The sequence below is a fragment of the Streptococcus sp. 27098_8_82 genome (assembly GCF_041431615.1).
GTDB lineage: Bacteria > Bacillota > Bacilli > Lactobacillales > Streptococcaceae > Streptococcus > Streptococcus sanguinis_K.
The window spans coordinates 129,087-145,344 of the sequence record NZ_JAPVYB010000002.1 but is presented as its reverse complement, the minus strand read 5'-3'; the positions used below and the strand labels follow the sequence as shown (position 1 = coordinate 145,344).

The 16,258-nt window shown below is 45.3% G+C and carries 12 protein-coding genes; all 12 read left to right on the top strand.

Features of this window, described 5'->3' with window-relative positions; all coding sequences use genetic code 11:
- Window positions 1-112: 112 nt before the first annotated feature.
- The 12 genes from pbp2b (at window position 113) to icd (ending at window position 16,233) form a co-directional block, all read left to right on the top strand.
- The gene (pbp2b, locus tag O3627_RS04000; protein ID WP_080979536.1) at window positions 113-2,179 is read left to right on the top strand and encodes a penicillin-binding protein PBP2B; all 2,067 of its coding nucleotides are present in this window, start codon (window positions 113-115) and stop codon (window positions 2,177-2,179) included.
- Window positions 2,180-2,282: 103 nt separating this feature from the next.
- A complete protein-coding gene (gene recR / locus O3627_RS03995; protein WP_002910290.1) occupies window positions 2,283-2,879 on the top strand; it encodes a recombination mediator RecR in 597 nt (198 codons plus the stop codon).
- A 218-nt stretch (window positions 2,880-3,097) separates the two neighbouring features.
- Entirely contained in the window at window positions 3,098-4,144 is a 1,047-nt protein-coding gene (locus O3627_RS03990) for a D-alanine--D-alanine ligase (RefSeq protein ID WP_185756084.1), read from the top strand.
- Window positions 4,145-4,219: 75 nt separating this feature from the next.
- On the top strand, window positions 4,220-5,590 hold the full coding sequence (murF, locus tag O3627_RS03985; RefSeq protein WP_125381849.1) for a UDP-N-acetylmuramoyl-tripeptide--D-alanyl-D-alanine ligase: 1,371 nt from the start codon (window positions 4,220-4,222) through the stop codon (window positions 5,588-5,590).
- Window positions 5,580-6,191: an NUDIX hydrolase N-terminal domain-containing protein gene (locus O3627_RS03980; protein ID WP_002900866.1), complete on the top strand. Its 612-nt coding sequence runs from the start codon at window positions 5,580-5,582 to the stop codon at window positions 6,189-6,191. The genes murF and O3627_RS03980 overlap by 11 nt, the downstream gene beginning before the upstream one ends.
- Before the next feature lie 107 nt (window positions 6,192-6,298).
- Entirely contained in the window at window positions 6,299-6,985 is a 687-nt protein-coding gene (locus O3627_RS03975; protein ID WP_002900864.1) for a TIGR02206 family membrane protein, read from the top strand.
- Between the two features lie 18 nt (window positions 6,986-7,003).
- Window positions 7,004-7,690: a TIGR02206 family membrane protein gene (locus tag O3627_RS03970; protein WP_002900863.1), complete on the top strand. Its 687-nt coding sequence runs from the start codon at window positions 7,004-7,006 to the stop codon at window positions 7,688-7,690.
- Window positions 7,691-8,245: 555 nt separating this feature from the next.
- Complete coding sequence (locus O3627_RS03965; RefSeq protein WP_002917524.1) at window positions 8,246-9,790, top strand: peptide chain release factor 3; 1,545 nt, start codon at window positions 8,246-8,248, stop codon at window positions 9,788-9,790.
- A gap of 338 nt (window positions 9,791-10,128) precedes the next feature.
- Window positions 10,129-11,037 carry a magnesium transporter CorA family protein gene (locus O3627_RS03960; protein WP_125381847.1) on the top strand — a complete coding sequence of 303 codons (909 nt, stop codon included), beginning with the start codon at window positions 10,129-10,131 and terminating at the stop codon, window positions 11,035-11,037.
- A gap of 213 nt (window positions 11,038-11,250) precedes the next feature.
- Window positions 11,251-13,914 carry an aconitate hydratase AcnA gene (acnA, locus tag O3627_RS03955; RefSeq protein ID WP_125381846.1) on the top strand — a complete coding sequence of 888 codons (2,664 nt, stop codon included), beginning with the start codon at window positions 11,251-11,253 and terminating at the stop codon, window positions 13,912-13,914.
- Between the two features lie 2 nt (window positions 13,915-13,916).
- Complete coding sequence (locus O3627_RS03950) at window positions 13,917-15,035, top strand: citrate synthase (RefSeq protein ID WP_125381844.1); 1,119 nt, start codon at window positions 13,917-13,919, stop codon at window positions 15,033-15,035.
- Window positions 15,022-16,233 (top strand): NADP-dependent isocitrate dehydrogenase, encoded by a 1,212-nt coding sequence (gene icd / locus O3627_RS03945; protein ID WP_185756083.1) that lies wholly within the window; start codon window positions 15,022-15,024, stop codon window positions 16,231-16,233. Before O3627_RS03950 ends, icd begins: the two co-directional genes overlap by 14 nt.
- Window positions 16,234-16,258: the final 25 nt, after the last annotated feature.

Here is a 16,258-nt window from a genome sequence, read left to right as displayed (position 1 = left end):
GAGGTTTAGCGGATCTCCTATTAACTCGTCCACATTTTCAGATTTTCTATCAGTTTTGAAACATTCATCGAGCTGGATTTATGGTAAAATAAAGGTCAGAACTTTTACTAGAATGAGAGAGAAGATGGCAAGGAAGAAGAGAAAATTTGACAGTCATTCCATCACCAGAAGACTTTATCTGCTGTTTGGAATCGTGATGCTTTTGTTTTTAGCCTTGATTGCCCGTCTGGGCTATATGCAGGTGGTCAATCAGGACTTTTACACGGATAAGTTAGCCAAGGCCAGCAAGACCAAGATTACGACTAGCTCAGTGCGGGGGCAGATTTATGATGCTACCGGCAAGCCCTTGGTGGAAAATACGACCAAGCAGGTAGTGACCTATACACGGGATAACCGGCTGACGGCTGGGGAGATTCGGGCGACTGCTCAAAAGCTCCTGACCTATGTCAGTGTCAGCGATACAGAGGTGACAGACCGCCAAGAAGTCGATTATTATTTGGCGGACAGCGCAGTCTATCAAGAAGTAGTGGAAAAGCTACCCAAGGACAAGAAATTTGATACAGACGGCAACCGCCTGCCTGAGTCCAAAATCTATAAAGCGGCAGCTGAGAGCATTGACCCTAAGCAGCTGGGCTATACGGATGAGGAAAAGAAGGCCATCGTTCTCTTTAGTCAGATGAATGCGATTTCCAACTTTGCGACGGGGACCATCCAGACAGATGCGCTAACAACAGAGCAGGTAGCTGTACTGGCTTCCAGCAGCAAAGAGCTGCCAGGTATCAGTGTCTCAACGGGCTGGGACCGCAAGGTCTTGGATACCTCACTGGCTTCTATCGTGGGTAATATCTCGACAGAAAAGACTGGACTTCCGGCTGAGGAAGTGGATGATTACCTGAAAAAAGGCTACTCCCTCAATGACCGGGTGGGGACCTCCTATCTGGAAAAGCAGTATGAGTCAGTCCTGCAAGGCAAGCGAGCTGAGAAGGAGATTCATCTGGACAAAAATGGTAATATGGAGAGTGTGGAAAATATCTCTGACGGCAGTAAGGGAGACAATCTCAAGCTGACGGTGGACTTAAGCTTCCAGCAGGGAGTGGAGGACATTCTCAAAAATGCCTTTAATGCAGAGTTGGCTAGTGGCAATGCGACCTACTCTGAGGGTGTCTATGCCGTAGCTATGGATCCCAATACTGGCGCTGTCTTGGCTATGGCAGGCATACGTCACAATCTGGAAACTGGAGAAAACTCTGTCGATGCTCTGGGAACCATGACCAATGTCTTTGTTCCGGGATCTGTGGTCAAGGCTGCAACATTGACCTCGGGCTGGGAGAATAACGCCATTAGCGGCAACCAAGTCCTGACAGACCAGCCAATTAGCTTTGGCGGTACGGACAGTATCACTTCTTGGTTCACCCAGTATGGTTCACGTGCTATCACAGCCCAAGAGGCCTTGGAATACTCTTCCAATACCTATATGGTGCAGGTAGCGCTGAAGATGATGGGGACGCCTTACTCAGCGGATATGAAGCTGGATTTTGATGAGCTGGATCCGTCCATGAAAAAGCTGCGGTCGACCTTTGCAGAATATGGTCTAGGCACTTCGACAGGGATTGATTTGCCAAATGAGTCCACAGGCTATCTTCCAGACAAGTTTACCTTTGCTAACTATCTGACCAATTCGTTCGGCCAGTTTGACAACTATACGACGCTTCAGCTGGCCCAGTATGCCTCAACAGTAGCTAATAATGGCAAGCGTGTGGCTCCGCATATCGTTGAAGGCATTTACGGCAACAGCGACCAAGGAGGACTCGGTGATTTGGTGCAGAAAATTGACACCAAAGAGCTGAACCAGGTCAATATCTCTGACGAGGATATGAGCATTATCAAGCAAGGCTTCTATCAAGTGGTTCATGGCAGCAGTGGCTTTACGACTGGTCGGACCATTTCTCAGGGAGAGAGCGTGCCAATTAGTGCCAAGACTGGTACGGCCGAGACCTTCGTGGACAAGGGCAAGAAAGAAGCCATCAATACCAATGTCGTGTCCTATGCACCGAGTGAGAAGCCGCAGATTGCGGTGGCAGTGGTGTTCCCTCACAATACAAACCTATCTTCTACTGTCAGCCACAGTATCACTCGCGATATTATCAATCTTTACAACCAACAACACCCTATGAATTAGTGCTCAATGAAAATCATCAGCAAACGGAGAAAGCTAAAGCTGTCAGTGCTCAAGTGAAGCAATCTGGTTTGAGGAGATTTTTTGAGAATAGAGAAAGGATTTTATGCTTTACCCAACCCCTATTGCCAAGCTGATTGACAGTTTTTCAAAGCTGCCCGGCATTGGCATCAAAACAGCCACTCGACTGGCTTTTTACACCATTGGCATGAGTGATGACGATGTCAATGAATTTGCCAAGAATCTGCTGGCTGCTAAGCGTGAGCTGAGCTACTGCTCTGTCTGCGGCAACCTGACGGATGAAGACCCTTGTGCTATCTGTCAAGACCAGTCGCGCGATCAATCAACTATTTTGATCGTTGAGGACAGCCGAGATGTATCAGCCATGGAAAATATCCAGGAATACCACGGACTCTATCATGTCCTGCACGGTTTGATTTCACCTATGAATGGCATTGGACCGGACGACATCAATCTCAAGAGTCTGATTACTCGTTTGATGGATAGTGAAGTGACGGAGGTGATCGTCGCAACCAATGCGACTGCGGATGGCGAAGCGACCTCCATGTACATCTCACGGGTTCTGAAGCCCGCTGGGATTAAGGTGACTCGCCTAGCGCGTGGTTTGGCGGTTGGCTCCGACATTGAATATGCGGACGAGGTTACGCTGATTCGCGCTATCGAAAATCGGACGGAATTATAAACATCAAGGATTTTTCTGGCTCTAGCTGGCTGGAAGAGTCCTTTTTTCTGTTCAAAAATGCTGGGAATTGTGATATACTAAAACGGACTGATACAGAAGCTCCTGCTTAGAAGAATCGACTAGCTAGGTAGATGCAAAACCAAGCTTTTGAACTTGATTCTTCTCGGGCTGGCAGCTTTTGTAAATTGTACTATTTTTAGAAAATGATAGGAAAAATCATGGCAAAACAAAGATTGATTTTATTGTATGGCGGACGCAGTGCAGAGCGGGAAGTTTCGGTTTTATCAGCTGAGAGCGTCATGCGGGCTGTCAATTATGATAGATTCTCGGTGAAGACTTACTTCATCACCAAGGACGGAGATTTTATCCAAACTCAGGAATTTGAAGCAACGCCGGCGGCTGATGAGAAGTTGATGACTAATGCCACGGTGGACATGTCTCGGAAGATTAAGCCTAGCGACATTTACGAAGAAGGAGCAGTGGTCTTTCCAGTCTTGCATGGTCCTATGGGCGAAGATGGTTCTATTCAAGGTTTCCTAGAAGTACTCAAAATGCCTTATGTCGGCTGTAATATTTTGTCTTCTAGCCTAGCCATGGATAAAATCACGACCAAGCGAGTGCTGGAATCGGCAGGCATTGCCCAAGTGCCTTATGTGGCGCTGGTCGATGGAGAGGATCTAGAGCAAAAAATCCAGGAAATCGAGGAGAAATTGACCTATCCAGTCTTCACCAAACCTTCCAATATGGGCTCCAGTGTCGGCATTTCTAAATCGGAGAACCGAGCAGAACTGCGTGCTTCTCTGGACCTGGCTTTCAAATATGACAGCCGGGTACTGGTCGAACAAGGAGTGACGGCTCGCGAGATTGAGGTTGGGCTTCTGGGCAATGTTGATGTCAAGAGTACCCTGCCCGGAGAAGTGGTCAAGGACGTGGCTTTCTATGACTACGAAGCCAAATACATTGATAATAAAATTACCATGGATATTCCGGCCAAGATTCCAGAAGAAGTGGTGAGCCTGATGCGTCAAAATGCAGAGGCCGCTTTCCGAGCTCTGGGCGGTCTGGGGCTGTCCCGCTGTGATTTCTTCTATGCAGAAGATGGTCAGGTCTTCCTTAATGAGCTCAATACCATGCCAGGTTTTACCCAGTGGTCTATGTATCCATTGCTTTGGGAAAATATGGGGCTGGCCTATCCTGACTTGATTGAGAAACTAGTTGGCCTAGCTGAAGAGGCATTTGCTAAGAGAGAGGCGCATCTTCTCTAAAATATGATATAATAGAGGGGCTGAAAATTTTCGGTCCTTTCTTTTTGCGAGCAAACCGAAAAATGAGGAAGAAGAATGAGATTAGATTTATATGAAATCGCAGAAGTCCTATCTGCGAAAAATGATGTGACTCAGTTTGAAAACGTCGTGCTAAGAAATGCTGAGTTTGACAGCCGTTTGATTGGCTTAGGTGACCTCTTTGTGCCGCTTAAGGGAGCGCGTGATGGCCACGATTTTATCCCAACAGCCTTTGCTCAGGGAGCTGCTGCCACCCTATCTGAGCGTCCAGTGACAGAAGGGACTTATATCTTGGTCGATGATGTCCTGACAGCCTTTCAGCGCTTGGCCCAGTACTATCTGGAAAAGATGCGGGTGGATGTGCTGGCAGTGACAGGCTCCAATGGTAAAACTACGACCAAGGATATGCTGGCTCAGCTACTAGCAACCACTTACAAGACCTATAAGACACAAGGTAATTACAACAACGAAATCGGTCTGCCCTACACGGTTCTTCACATGCCTGAGGACACAGAGAAACTTGTCTTAGAAATGGGGCAGGACCACTTGGGCGATATCCATCTCCTGTCTGAACTTGCCAAACCTAAGACGGGCATTGTAACTCTAGTCGGAGAAGCCCATCTGGAATTTTTCGGCAGCCGAGCTGAGATTGCTCAAGGCAAAATGCAGATTGCGGACGGCTTGAGAAAAGATGGTCTTTTGATCGTTCCGGCGGATAAGATTGTCAATGAATTTCTGCCAGCAGACTACAAACTGGTTCGCTTTGGTCCTGATGCGGATATCTTCCTGACGTGTCTGGAAGAGCGCAAGGACAGCTTGAGCTTTGACTGCAACTTTTTAGAGAAAAGGATTGACCTGCCTGTGACCGGCAAGTACAATGCAACCAACGCTATGATTGCAGCCTATGCGGCTCTGCAGGAGGGGGTATCTGAGGTGGCTATTGCTCAAGCCTTTTCTGAGCTAGAGCTGACCCGCAATCGAACGGAGTGGAAGAAAGCTGGTAATGGCGCAGATATCCTATCGGATGTCTACAATGCCAATCCAACAGCCATGCGCTTGATTCTTGAGACCTTCTCGACCATTCCGGCTAATCCAGGCGGACGAAAATTAGCGGTGCTGGCGGATATGAAAGAGCTGGGAGCGGACTCTAAGTCCATGCATGGCTCTATGATTACCAGCCTCAATCCAGAAATTGTGACCGACCTTTTCCTCTATGGGCAGGATATGGAAGCCCTCTATGACTATGCCAAGGAGATTTACCCGCCAGGAAAGGTGCATTACTTTATCAAAAATGACGAGAAAGACCAGTTTGAACAGCTGACCAAAGCTGTCAGAGAGAAGCTGACTCCTGCCGACCAAATTCTTCTCAAAGGCAGCAATTCTATGAATCTGGCTAAGCTGGTAGAGGACTTGGAAGATGGAAACTAAAGAAATTGCAAAAACCATTCAACGTCTCCTTTCTATTACAGAGACAGGTCTAGCATTTAGTCGTGATGAATTTGATCGAGAGCGTTACTTAGAACTCCGTCAGCTTTTGGGACACCTCCTGGCTGATTGGTCAGATTTGGATGGAAAAGAATTGGCAGAGCTGTTGCGCCCAACGGATTTTTATGCCACTCCTTTGATTGATGTCCGAGCTGTACTGGTTCGAGACGGAAAAGTCTGTTTAGTCAAGGGTAAAAATGAGAAATCTTGGGCTTTACCTGGCGGCTTTTGTGAAGTCGGACTATCTCCTAAGGAAAATATCGTCAAGGAAGTCCAAGAAGAAACGGGATTTAATGTTTCAGTTTCGCGTCTGCTTGCAATTTTTGATACTAATAAATTTCAATTTCAGAGTAAGCAATATGCTAAACTGGTCTTCGAGTGTCAGATAGAGGATGGAGATTTTCAGCCTAATACAGAAATAGAAGAGTTAGCTTTCTTTGATATCCAATCTTTACCAGAATTATCTTCTAAGCGGACGACAAAAGAACAGTTGGAAATCCTTTGGGAGATTTATCAAGGAGATAGAGGACAATATTTGGATTAGTTAAGTAAGTTTCTGGAATGCTTTTTGTCTGAAAAAGCTAGAAATTATTGCAACAACAGGCAAACTCAACCTTGTTCAAACCTTATATTAGAATGGAAACCTAGGAGATGGGAATAAGAGATATGTTTACAACCTATAAAACCGAACCGCCTCAACTGGGACTTTGGTATTTTGTTCTTTTGGGGCTGGTCTTTGCGATTATCTGGCTTTCCTATCGCTACTACAATCGGAAGCCTTACCAGCAGCTATTTGTCGGGATGCAATCTTGCCAGCTGATAGGCCTCTATTCTTGGTATATGCTGACTGCTGCTCCGCTGTCTGAGAGTCTTCCTTTTTATCATTGCAGAATGGCTATGTTTGCCTTGCTGTTTCTGCCTAATCGTTCAGTGTATAAATTTTATTTTGCACTTTTGGGGACTTTTGGCTCTATTGTAGCCTTTATTTATCCGATTTTTGATCCTTACCCTTTTCCCCATATCACTATTTTGTCCTTTATCATCGGCCATCTAGCGCTTTTGGGAAATTGTTTGATTTATCTTTTCAGATATTATCATACTTTCTCTATGAGCTGGCAGCGAGTGGTGTGGATGACCTTTCTGATGAATGCTTTTTTGCTTGTTATCAATATGTTGACAAAGGGTTCTTATGGATTTCTCACAGATCCGCCGCTTGTTGGCAATCACGGACTCCTGCTCAATTATCTGCTTGTCTCAATCGTTTTAAGTGCAGCAGTCTGCTTGGTTTCTGAAATTTTTAAGCGCCTGGAGCAGACCAAGACAGTCACCCTAACTTAATTATCACATGGAGGATTTATGAAAGATTTTTTAACTACGACAAAAACGGTAGCACCGCCTATCTCGATTTTATGGTATGCTGTGATGATTGCTCTGGTCTTGCTGTCTATTTGGAGCTCGCTCAAATACCACGATAATCCGCGTTTTGTCAAAGCTTTTAAGTGGATTCAGATTGCTCAACTGCTGATGCTTTATAGCTGGTATTTTGGTTTTCGAATTCCCTTTACCAACAGCTTACCCTTTTATCATTGCCGCCTGGCTATGTTTGCGGTGGTCTTTCTGCCAGACAAATGGCGCAGCAAGCAGTATTTTGCTCTTTTAGGAGCTAGCGGAGCGGTCTTTGCCTTGGGCTATCCAGTTTTTGACCCCTATGATTTCCCGCACATTACCAGCTTTTCTTTCCTAATTGGCCACTATGCCCTCTTGGTTAATTCCTTGATTTATCTGATGAATCACTATGACAAGACCCTGCTCAAGAAATACATGATTGTAGCCTACACCTTTGGGCTCAATCTTTTCCTAGTCGGCGTTAATCAAGTGACCGGAGGAAATTACGGTCTGCTAAAAAGTCCGCCTTTCATCCCTGATGCCCCCCTATGGATAAAGTACCTCCTTGTGTCAGTCATCCTTTCTCTGGCTCTGGTTCTCTTTGATATATTGTTTAAGAAACGGTGGAAAAAGCAGTTAAGTTTGGTCCGCAGTTAATTCACTTTAAATTTATAGCTCCTGTCAAGTTAATTTGGCAGGAGTTTTCTTAAATTAAGAAGCCTTATCATGCCTTGCCTTGCTTCTAGTAACAAATGGACTGTTTGTCTATCAACTCATTAAGTTGGTTCAACTAGACGCTTCTGTTCGCAGAATGAAACACCCTAAATTTTGGGATTTCTTAAAGCTAACGGACAAAGGGGAGGAGACTTTGTCCTCTATCTCTTGAAACAGAATAAGGCCATTTTTTCCATGACATCTGAGGAAAAAGAAGAGCTGGAAACCAGAAAAAGCGCCTGCTCTATTTACTGGGTTTAGTCTTCGTCTTTGCAATTTTTCTCTTTAGCAGTGTCATTGTCAGATTTTAAAGGAAATTTCATTGACATAGGAGAATAGAATCGCTCGAAAGGGCGATTTTTATCTTCTTTAGATCATTGAAAAAAAGCGCTAAATCCGCTATAATAGGTAGGTTGAAAGGATTGAAATACTCCGATGTAAAATAAAAAAACAAATACTAAGATTTACCATTATCCTAAATGAAAGAAAGAGAAGAAGATGACTTTACAAGAAGAAATTAAGAAACGCCGGACTTTTGCCATTATTTCCCACCCGGACGCGGGGAAGACAACCATCACCGAGCAGTTGCTCTATTTTGGGGGCGAGATTCGTGAAGCTGGGACGGTCAAAGGGAAAAAGACGGGTAATTTTGCCAAGTCTGACTGGATGGATATTGAGAAGCAGCGGGGGATTTCAGTGACTTCCTCTGTCATGCAGTTTGACTACGATGGCAAGCGGGTCAATATTCTAGATACGCCGGGGCACGAGGACTTCTCAGAAGATACTTATCGGACTTTGATGGCGGTGGATGCTGCGGTCATGGTTATTGATTCGGCCAAGGGTATTGAGGCCCAAACTAAGAAATTGTTTGAGGTTGTGAAACACCGTGGCATTCCAGTCTTTACCTTTATGAACAAGCTGGACCGTGACGGTCGCGAGCCCTTGGACTTGTTGGAAGAATTGGAAGAGATTTTGGGTATTGGCAGCTATCCGATGAATTGGCCGATTGGCATGGGGAAGAGCTTTGAAGGACTTTATGACCTCTACAATGAGAGGCTGGAGCTTTATAAGGGTGAGGAGCGCTTTGCGACTCTGGCAGAAGGTGACCAACTGTTTGCTTCTAACCCTTTCTATGAGCAAGTTAAGGAAGACATTGAGCTCTTGAGCGAAGCTGGAAATGAATTTTCAGAAGAAGCGATTTTGGAGGGTAAGCTGACACCTGTTTTCTTTGGCTCAGCCCTGACCAACTTTGGTGTGCAGACTTTCCTGGAGACTTTCCTCAAGTTTGCTCCGGAACCGCATGGCCACAAGAAGACAGATGGCGAGGTAGTCGAGCCACTCAGCCCAGACTTTTCAGGCTTTGTCTTTAAAATTCAGGCCAATATGGACCCGCGCCACCGCGACCGTATCGCCTTTGTTCGTATCGTTTCAGGAGAGTTTGAACGCGGTATGAGTGTCAATCTGCCTCGCACTGGCAAGTCCGCCAAGTTGTCCAATGTTACCCAGTTTATGGCTGAGAGTCGTGAGAATGTGACCAATGCCGTAGCCGGTGATATTATCGGGGTTTATGATACGGGGACTTATCAGGTTGGTGACACCCTAACTGTAGGCAAGAATAAGTTTGAATTTGAGCCTCTGCCAACCTTTACTCCAGAGATCTTTATGAAGGTTTCAGCCAAGAATGTCATGAAGCAAAAATCCTTCCACAAGGGGATTGAACAGCTGGTGCAGGAGGGAGCCATCCAGCTTTATACCAACTACCAGACGGGCGAGTACATGCTAGGCGCTGTCGGTCAGCTTCAGTTTGAAGTCTTCAAGCACCGCATGGAAAATGAATACAATGCTGAAGTAGTCATGAATCCTATGGGCAAAAAGACTGTACGTTGGATTTCACCAGATGATCTGGACGAGCGTATGTCTTCTAGCCGTAACATCCTGGCCAAAGACCGCTTTGATCAGCCAGTCTTCCTCTTTGAAAACGACTTTGCCTTGCGCTGGTTCGCGGACAAATATCCAGATGTTAAACTGGAAGAGAAGATGTAACGTACTAAGATTGCTTTGCTACATAGTAGTCTAAGCAATCTACGCCATGTCCTATGGGACCATGGCTAAGTACCGTACTAACTGCGTTTGGCAAATAAAATCGATTTGCCAAACTCCGTGTCGAAGTGAATGGGATTGTTATGATTGTATAACAAACTAAAGTTACTAAGGCCGAGTTCAGTTTGGCCCCTTGCTAGCCACTTGACTAATCTCGTCAGGCGAGGCAGTTGATTTGATTGGTTTTGTGCTTCGATATTGCATATTTGCTTGCAGGAAGAGTTTATGAAGTTGGGCGCTAGTTTATTAGAGAATTATTCTACATTGTAGAAAGGAGCTCCATGTTTCTGGAAAGAAAACTAAAAGATCAGTCTGTCTGGATCAACATTGACTCAGATAGTTTCAAAAAGAACGCACGGATTTATCAGGATTATGAAATTGATCAGGAGACCATCGAGTATGCACTCGATAAGAACGAGCGGGCTCACATGGACTACAATCGTGAGAATGGAACGGTTGTCTTTATCTACAATGTCCTTAATCTAGCGACAGATAAGGAACATTATGAGACGATTCCCATGACCTTTGTGGTGCAACAGAGACGGCTCATTACGATCAGCAACCAAGACAATGCCTATGTTGTGGATATGATGAAAGCCTATACTGAGCGTCATGAGCCAGTATCGGTCTATAAGTTTCTCTTTGCTAGTCTGGAGTTGGTCTCCAATTCTTACTATCCGGTCGTTGAGCGGATGGACAAGCGCAAGGATGAGATTAATGCTCTCCTGCGTCAGACCACTACCAAAAAACACCTATTTGCCCTGTCAGACTTGGAAACTTCTATGGTCTATCTAGTTGCTGCAGCTAAGCAGAATCGCATGCTCCTAGAGCATATCAAAAGTCATGGCATTTATCGCCGTTTTGATGAATTAGAAACCGAGCAGTTTGAGGATGCTATGATTGAGGCTCGTCAGCTCGTTTCGATGACTGATCTGATTGCTCAAGTTCTCAGCCAGCTCTCTGGCTCCTACAATAATATCCTGAATAACAATCTGAATGACAATTTGACGGTCTTGACCATTATTTCGGTCCTTTTGGCAGTACTCGCAGTTATCACGGGTTTCTTTGGTATGAATGTTCCTCTGCCCTTGTCTAATGATAAAAACGCCTGGATTTATATTGTTGTCATTAGTCTAATCATCTGGGGACTTCTAACCAAGCTTCTTAAATGGTTAGCCAATAAGAAGTAAATATTTGAAATTATTTTCCCTATAACAAGCACTGAGAATGGTGCTTGTTTTTTTTCTTACTTAGGAAAGAAAATGATTGGTACAGTTGGTCTATATTTAAAAAACTGTTATTTTGTGTTAGAAAATATAACATAAAAATTATAATTTTTATTGCATAAAATTTCATAATAAAGTATAATATAAAACAATTTAAAATAAGTGAGGGGTAGAAATATGGCAGAATACCTAAACGATTTAAATTACAAAGGCAAATTATACCAATATGTAGACCTTGAAAAAGCCTCATCTCTACTAGGAGGGGATATAGAAGGACTTCCTTATTCTATACGAATATTATTAGAAAGTGTTCTTCGTAAGGAAGATGGTATAGACGTTAAAAAAGATAACATTAATTCTTTGGTGCATTATCAAGCTAAATCACCAAGTGGAGAAGTTCCTTTTAAGCCTAGCCGAGTTATTCTCCAGGATTTTACGGGTGTTCCTGTCGTGGTGGATTTGGCTAGTATGCGCGATGCGATTGTAGGACAGGGAGGTCAAGCCGATCAGATTAATCCAGAGATTCCGGTTGATTTAGTTATTGACCACAGTGTTCAGGTGGATTTTTATGGCTGTGACACAGCTCTGGAGGCCAATATGACTCAGGAGTTTGTCCGCAATAATGAGCGCTACGAATTTCTCAAGTGGGCAGAAAAATCATTTGATAATTACCGTGCGGTTCCCCCTGCTACTGGGATTATCCATCAGGTCAATATCGAATTTCTAAGTGATGTCATCATTGAAAAGGATGGCCAACTCTATCCGGACAGCATGTTTGGTACGGACAGTCATACGACTATGATTAATGGGATCGGTGTTCTGGGCTGGGGAGTCGGTGGGATTGAGGCCGAGGCTGCCATGCTGGGTGAGGCTTCATATTTCCCAGTTCCTGAGGTGATTGGTGTTCGCCTCTTGGGCAAGCTACCTAAGATTGCGACAGCGACGGATTTGGCTTTAAAGGTCACGCAAATCTTGCGGCAGGAAAATGTTGTTGGCAAATTTGTCGAGTTCTTTGGGCCTGGTTTGTCTAATCTAAGTCTGGCTGACCGGGCAACAGTGGCTAATATGGCGCCGGAATACGGGGCTACCTGTGGTTATTTTCCGATAGATGAGGAAACGCTCAATTACATGCGTCTGACCAATCGTTCAGAAGATCATATCGAGCTGACCCGTCTCTATGCTCAAAAAAATCACCTCTTCTATGATGAAAAGGTTGAGCCGAACTATACCAAGGTAGTCGAAATTGATTTGTCCAGCATTGTGCCGAGTATCTCAGGACCCAAGCGACCCCAGGATTTGATTGAATTAACAACTGCTAAAGAGGAGTTTCAAGCTAGTTTAGTCAGAGAAGCGGGGGTCCGAGGCTTTGGTCTAGATGAGAGCGAGCTGGAAAAGTCTGCAGTGGTTCAATTTTCTGATTATGAGGAGACGATTAAGACAGGCCATGTGGCTATCGCAGCCATTACTAGCTGTACCAATACATCCAATCCCTATGTCCTGATGGCGGCAGGGCTTTTGGCCAAGAAAGCAGTAGAAAAAGGCTTACGGGTTTCAAAGACTGTCAAGACTTCTTTGGCTCCGGGCAGCAAGGTGGTCACAGGCTATCTCAAGAAGAGTGGTCTGCAAACTTATCTGGATCAGCTTGGTTTCAATGTTGTTGGCTATGGCTGCACTACTTGTATTGGAAATTCAGGAAATCTCCGACCGGAAGTGGCTCAGGCGATTACGGATACTGACTTGCTGGCTAGTGCTGTTCTTTCAGGAAATCGGAATTTTGAAGGACGGATCAATCCACTGGTCAAGGCCAATTTCCTAGCTAGTCCTCCCTTGGTAGTTGCCTATGCTCTGGCTGGAAATACCAATATCGATCTGACTAGTGAGCCGTTGGGTTATGATCAAAAAGGGCAGCCAGTTTATTTGATGGATTTGATGCCGGAGCATGACTTGATTGCTGACTATGTTCAAAAATATGTGACACGCCAGCTTTTTGAAAAAGAATATGCCCATGTGTTTGATGACAATGAAAAATGGAATCAGATTCCGACATCCTCTTCTCAAAATTATCAGTGGAATCAGGCTTCGACCTATATTCAAAATCCACCTTACTTTGATAGCTTGGCTGATGATTTAGCCATTCAGCCTCTGAAAAATCTTGCAGTGCTGGCAAAATTTGGGGATACGGTGACGACAGACCATATCTCCCCAGCAGGAAATATTGCCAGAAACAGCCCTGCAGCTTCCTATTTGCTAGAACACGGAGTGGATTACCAAGAGTTTAATTCCTATGGCAGCCGTCGGGGCAATCATGAGGTCATGATGCGGGGGACTTTTGCCAATATTCGGATTAAAAATGAACTGGCAGATGGAAAAATTGGTGGTTACACAGATTATAAAGGGGAGTTGCTATCCATTTATGAAGCGGCCATGCGCTACAAAAAAGAGCAAATTGATACCATTGTCCTAGCTGGCAAAGACTATGGTATGGGGTCCAGCCGCGATTGGGCAGCTAAGGGGGCTAATCTTTTGGGCGTCAAGGTGGTGCTGGCAGAGAGTTTTGAACGCATCCACCGGTCCAATCTGGTCATGATGGGGATTCTTCCTCTGCAGTATCTAGAGGGCCAAAATGCGGCTAGTCTGGGCTTAACAGGCAAGGAGACTTTCGACATCAATCTGCCACAGAACCCACAAGTTGGCCAGCTAGTTGACGTGGTAGCGCGGAAAGGCGCTGAAGAAATAGCTTTTCAAGCTCGGCTGCGTTTTGATGCAGAGGCGGATATTCGTTACTATGAAAATGGGGGGATTTTGCCAATGGTCGTTAGAAAGAAATTAGAGGAGGTGTGAGCATGAGTCAGACGGACGGTTTGAAAGATACCATTGCTTGTGATACCAGGATTAGCCAGATTGTGGATGATTCTTTGTCTTATGCAGGCTACAATATTTCTGAATTGGTAGAGCACCATGCCAGTTTTGAAGAGGTGATTTACCTGCTGTGGCATTTGCATTTGCCGACTCAGATTGAACTCAAGCATTTTGAAGAAGATCTGCGAGCTAATTATGCCATTAGCGATGCGGTGGAGCAGTGCATTCTTATCCAGTCCCGCAAGCATCTTCATCCCATGAGTGTCTTGCGCTCAACGGTCAGTCTTCTGGGTGTTTATAATGTCCATGCTGAGGAAGCTTCTCTAGAAGCAACCTATGAGCAGAGCATCCAGCTTATGGCAAAGATGCCGACCATTATTGCGGCTTTTGCCAGACTGAGGTCGGGTCAGACTCCGATAGAGCCGCGGGAGGATTTAGGTTTTGCGGCTAATTTCCTTTATATGCTCAAAGGAGAAGAAGTTAGTGAGCTTGAAGTCAAAGCCTTTAACTGTGCCTTGGTGCTCCATGCCGACCATGAGCTCAATGCTTCAACTTTTGCAGCTCGAGTCTGCGCCTCAACCTTGACCGATATTTATTCCTGCGTGACAGCAGCCGTTGGAGCGCTCAAGGGCTCTCTTCATGGCGGCGCTAATGAATGTGTCTTTGACATGCTGAGAGAGATCAGAGAGGAAGGGGATTGCCAAGCCTACCTGGACCGAAAGCTGGCCTCTCACGAGAAGATTATGGGCTTTGGCCACCGGGTTTACAAGACCCAAGATCCGCGTGAAAAATACCTGCGTCAAATGGCCAAGGACTTGACAAAAGGAACTAAGGATGAGGTCTGGTATCAGCTTTCAGAGGAAATTGAAGCCTATATGAAGCATACCAAGCATCTGATACCGAATGTCGATTTTTATTCGGCTACTGTTTACCATGTGTTGGGCATTGACAGCAGTATCTATACCCTGATTTTTGCCATGAGTCGGGTGGCTGGCTGGATTGCCCATATTCAGGAACAGCGTAAGAATAATAAGCTGATTCGGCCGCGTTCTAACTATACTGGTGCTCAAGGTTTGGAGTATCTTCCCATTGGAAGGAGATAAAATGGCAGATAAGATTTTGTTTGAGAAAGGGCGATTGCAGGTGCCGGATGCTCCGATTATTCCTTACATCCAAGGTGACGGGATTGGAGTGGATATCTGGGAAAATGCCCAGCTGGTCTTTGATAAGGCAGTGGAAAAGGCTTATGGTGGGCAGAGAAAGGTTGTTTGGAAGGAAGTTTTGGCTGGGAAAAAAGCGGCGGACCTGACGGGTGACTGGCTACCGGATGAAACACTGACAACGATTAAGAGCCATCTAGTGGCTATTAAGGGCCCACTAGAAACCCCAGTCGGAGAAGGGATTCGTTCGCTGAATGTGGCCCTGAGACAAGAATTGGATCTCTATGCTTGTCTGCGACCAGTTCGTTATTTCAAGGGAGTTCCCAGTCCGCTCAAGCACCCAGAGAAGACTGATATCACGATTTTTCGGGAAAATACAGAAGACATATATGCAGGGATTGAGTGGGAGAGTGGAACGGCTGAAGTCCAAAAAGTCATCGATTTCCTGCAGGGGGATATGCAGGTTGACAAGATTCGCTTCCCAGAAAGCTCTGCTATTGGGATCAAGCCTATTTCTAAGCAGGGCAGTGAGCGGCTGATACGGGCAGCTATTGACTATGCACTAGCCAAAGGACTAAGGCGTGTCACTCTGGTTCACAAGGGCAATATCCAGAAATTTACAGAGGGCGGTTTTCGGAAATGGGGCTATGAACTAGCTCAAAGAGAGTATGTGGACGAGCTGGCTTCTGGAAAACTAGTCATTCAGGACGTCATAGCGGATAATTTTCTGCAACAGATTCTGCTCAATCCAGAGAAATTTGATGTTGTCGCCTTGACCAATCTAAATGGTGACTATGCCAGCGATGCCTTGGCAGCTCAGGTGGGCGGGATTGGTATTGCGCCAGGGGCCAATATCAATTACGAGACTGGTCATGCTATTTTTGAAGCTACTCACGGGACGGCGCCAGATATAGCAGGTCAAAACAGGGCTAATCCTTGTTCTCTTCTCTTATCGGGGGCCATGCTCTTTGATTACATTGGTTGGCCGGCGGTCTCTCATCTCCTGACTAAGGCTATTGAGAAGGCTCTCTTTGAGCAAAAAGTGACAGTGGATTTTGCCAGTCAGCTGGAAGGAGTAGCAGCTTTGACCACTAGACAATTTGCTGAGGAGCTGCTGGCTAATATAGAAAAGTGCTTATAGTGAAGAAAAAAGCGATGAGGAAACT

Coding starts and splice junctions, on each gene's coding strand:
- pbp2b (WP_080979536.1), top strand. CDS start 113: ATGAGAGAGAAGATGGCAAGGAAGAAGAGAAAATTTGACAGTCATTCC.
- recR (WP_002910290.1), top strand. CDS start 2,283: ATGCTTTACCCAACCCCTATTGCCAAGCTGATTGACAGTTTTTCAAAG.
- O3627_RS03990 (WP_185756084.1), top strand. CDS start 3,098: ATGGCAAAACAAAGATTGATTTTATTGTATGGCGGACGCAGTGCAGAG.
- murF (WP_125381849.1), top strand. CDS start 4,220: ATGAGATTAGATTTATATGAAATCGCAGAAGTCCTATCTGCGAAAAAT.
- O3627_RS03980 (WP_002900866.1), top strand. CDS start 5,580: ATGGAAACTAAAGAAATTGCAAAAACCATTCAACGTCTCCTTTCTATT.
- O3627_RS03975 (WP_002900864.1), top strand. CDS start 6,299: ATGGGAATAAGAGATATGTTTACAACCTATAAAACCGAACCGCCTCAA.
- O3627_RS03970 (WP_002900863.1), top strand. CDS start 7,004: ATGAAAGATTTTTTAACTACGACAAAAACGGTAGCACCGCCTATCTCG.
- O3627_RS03965 (WP_002917524.1), top strand. CDS start 8,246: ATGACTTTACAAGAAGAAATTAAGAAACGCCGGACTTTTGCCATTATT.
- O3627_RS03960 (WP_125381847.1), top strand. CDS start 10,129: ATGTTTCTGGAAAGAAAACTAAAAGATCAGTCTGTCTGGATCAACATT.
- acnA (WP_125381846.1), top strand. CDS start 11,251: ATGGCAGAATACCTAAACGATTTAAATTACAAAGGCAAATTATACCAA.
- O3627_RS03950 (WP_125381844.1), top strand. CDS start 13,917: ATGAGTCAGACGGACGGTTTGAAAGATACCATTGCTTGTGATACCAGG.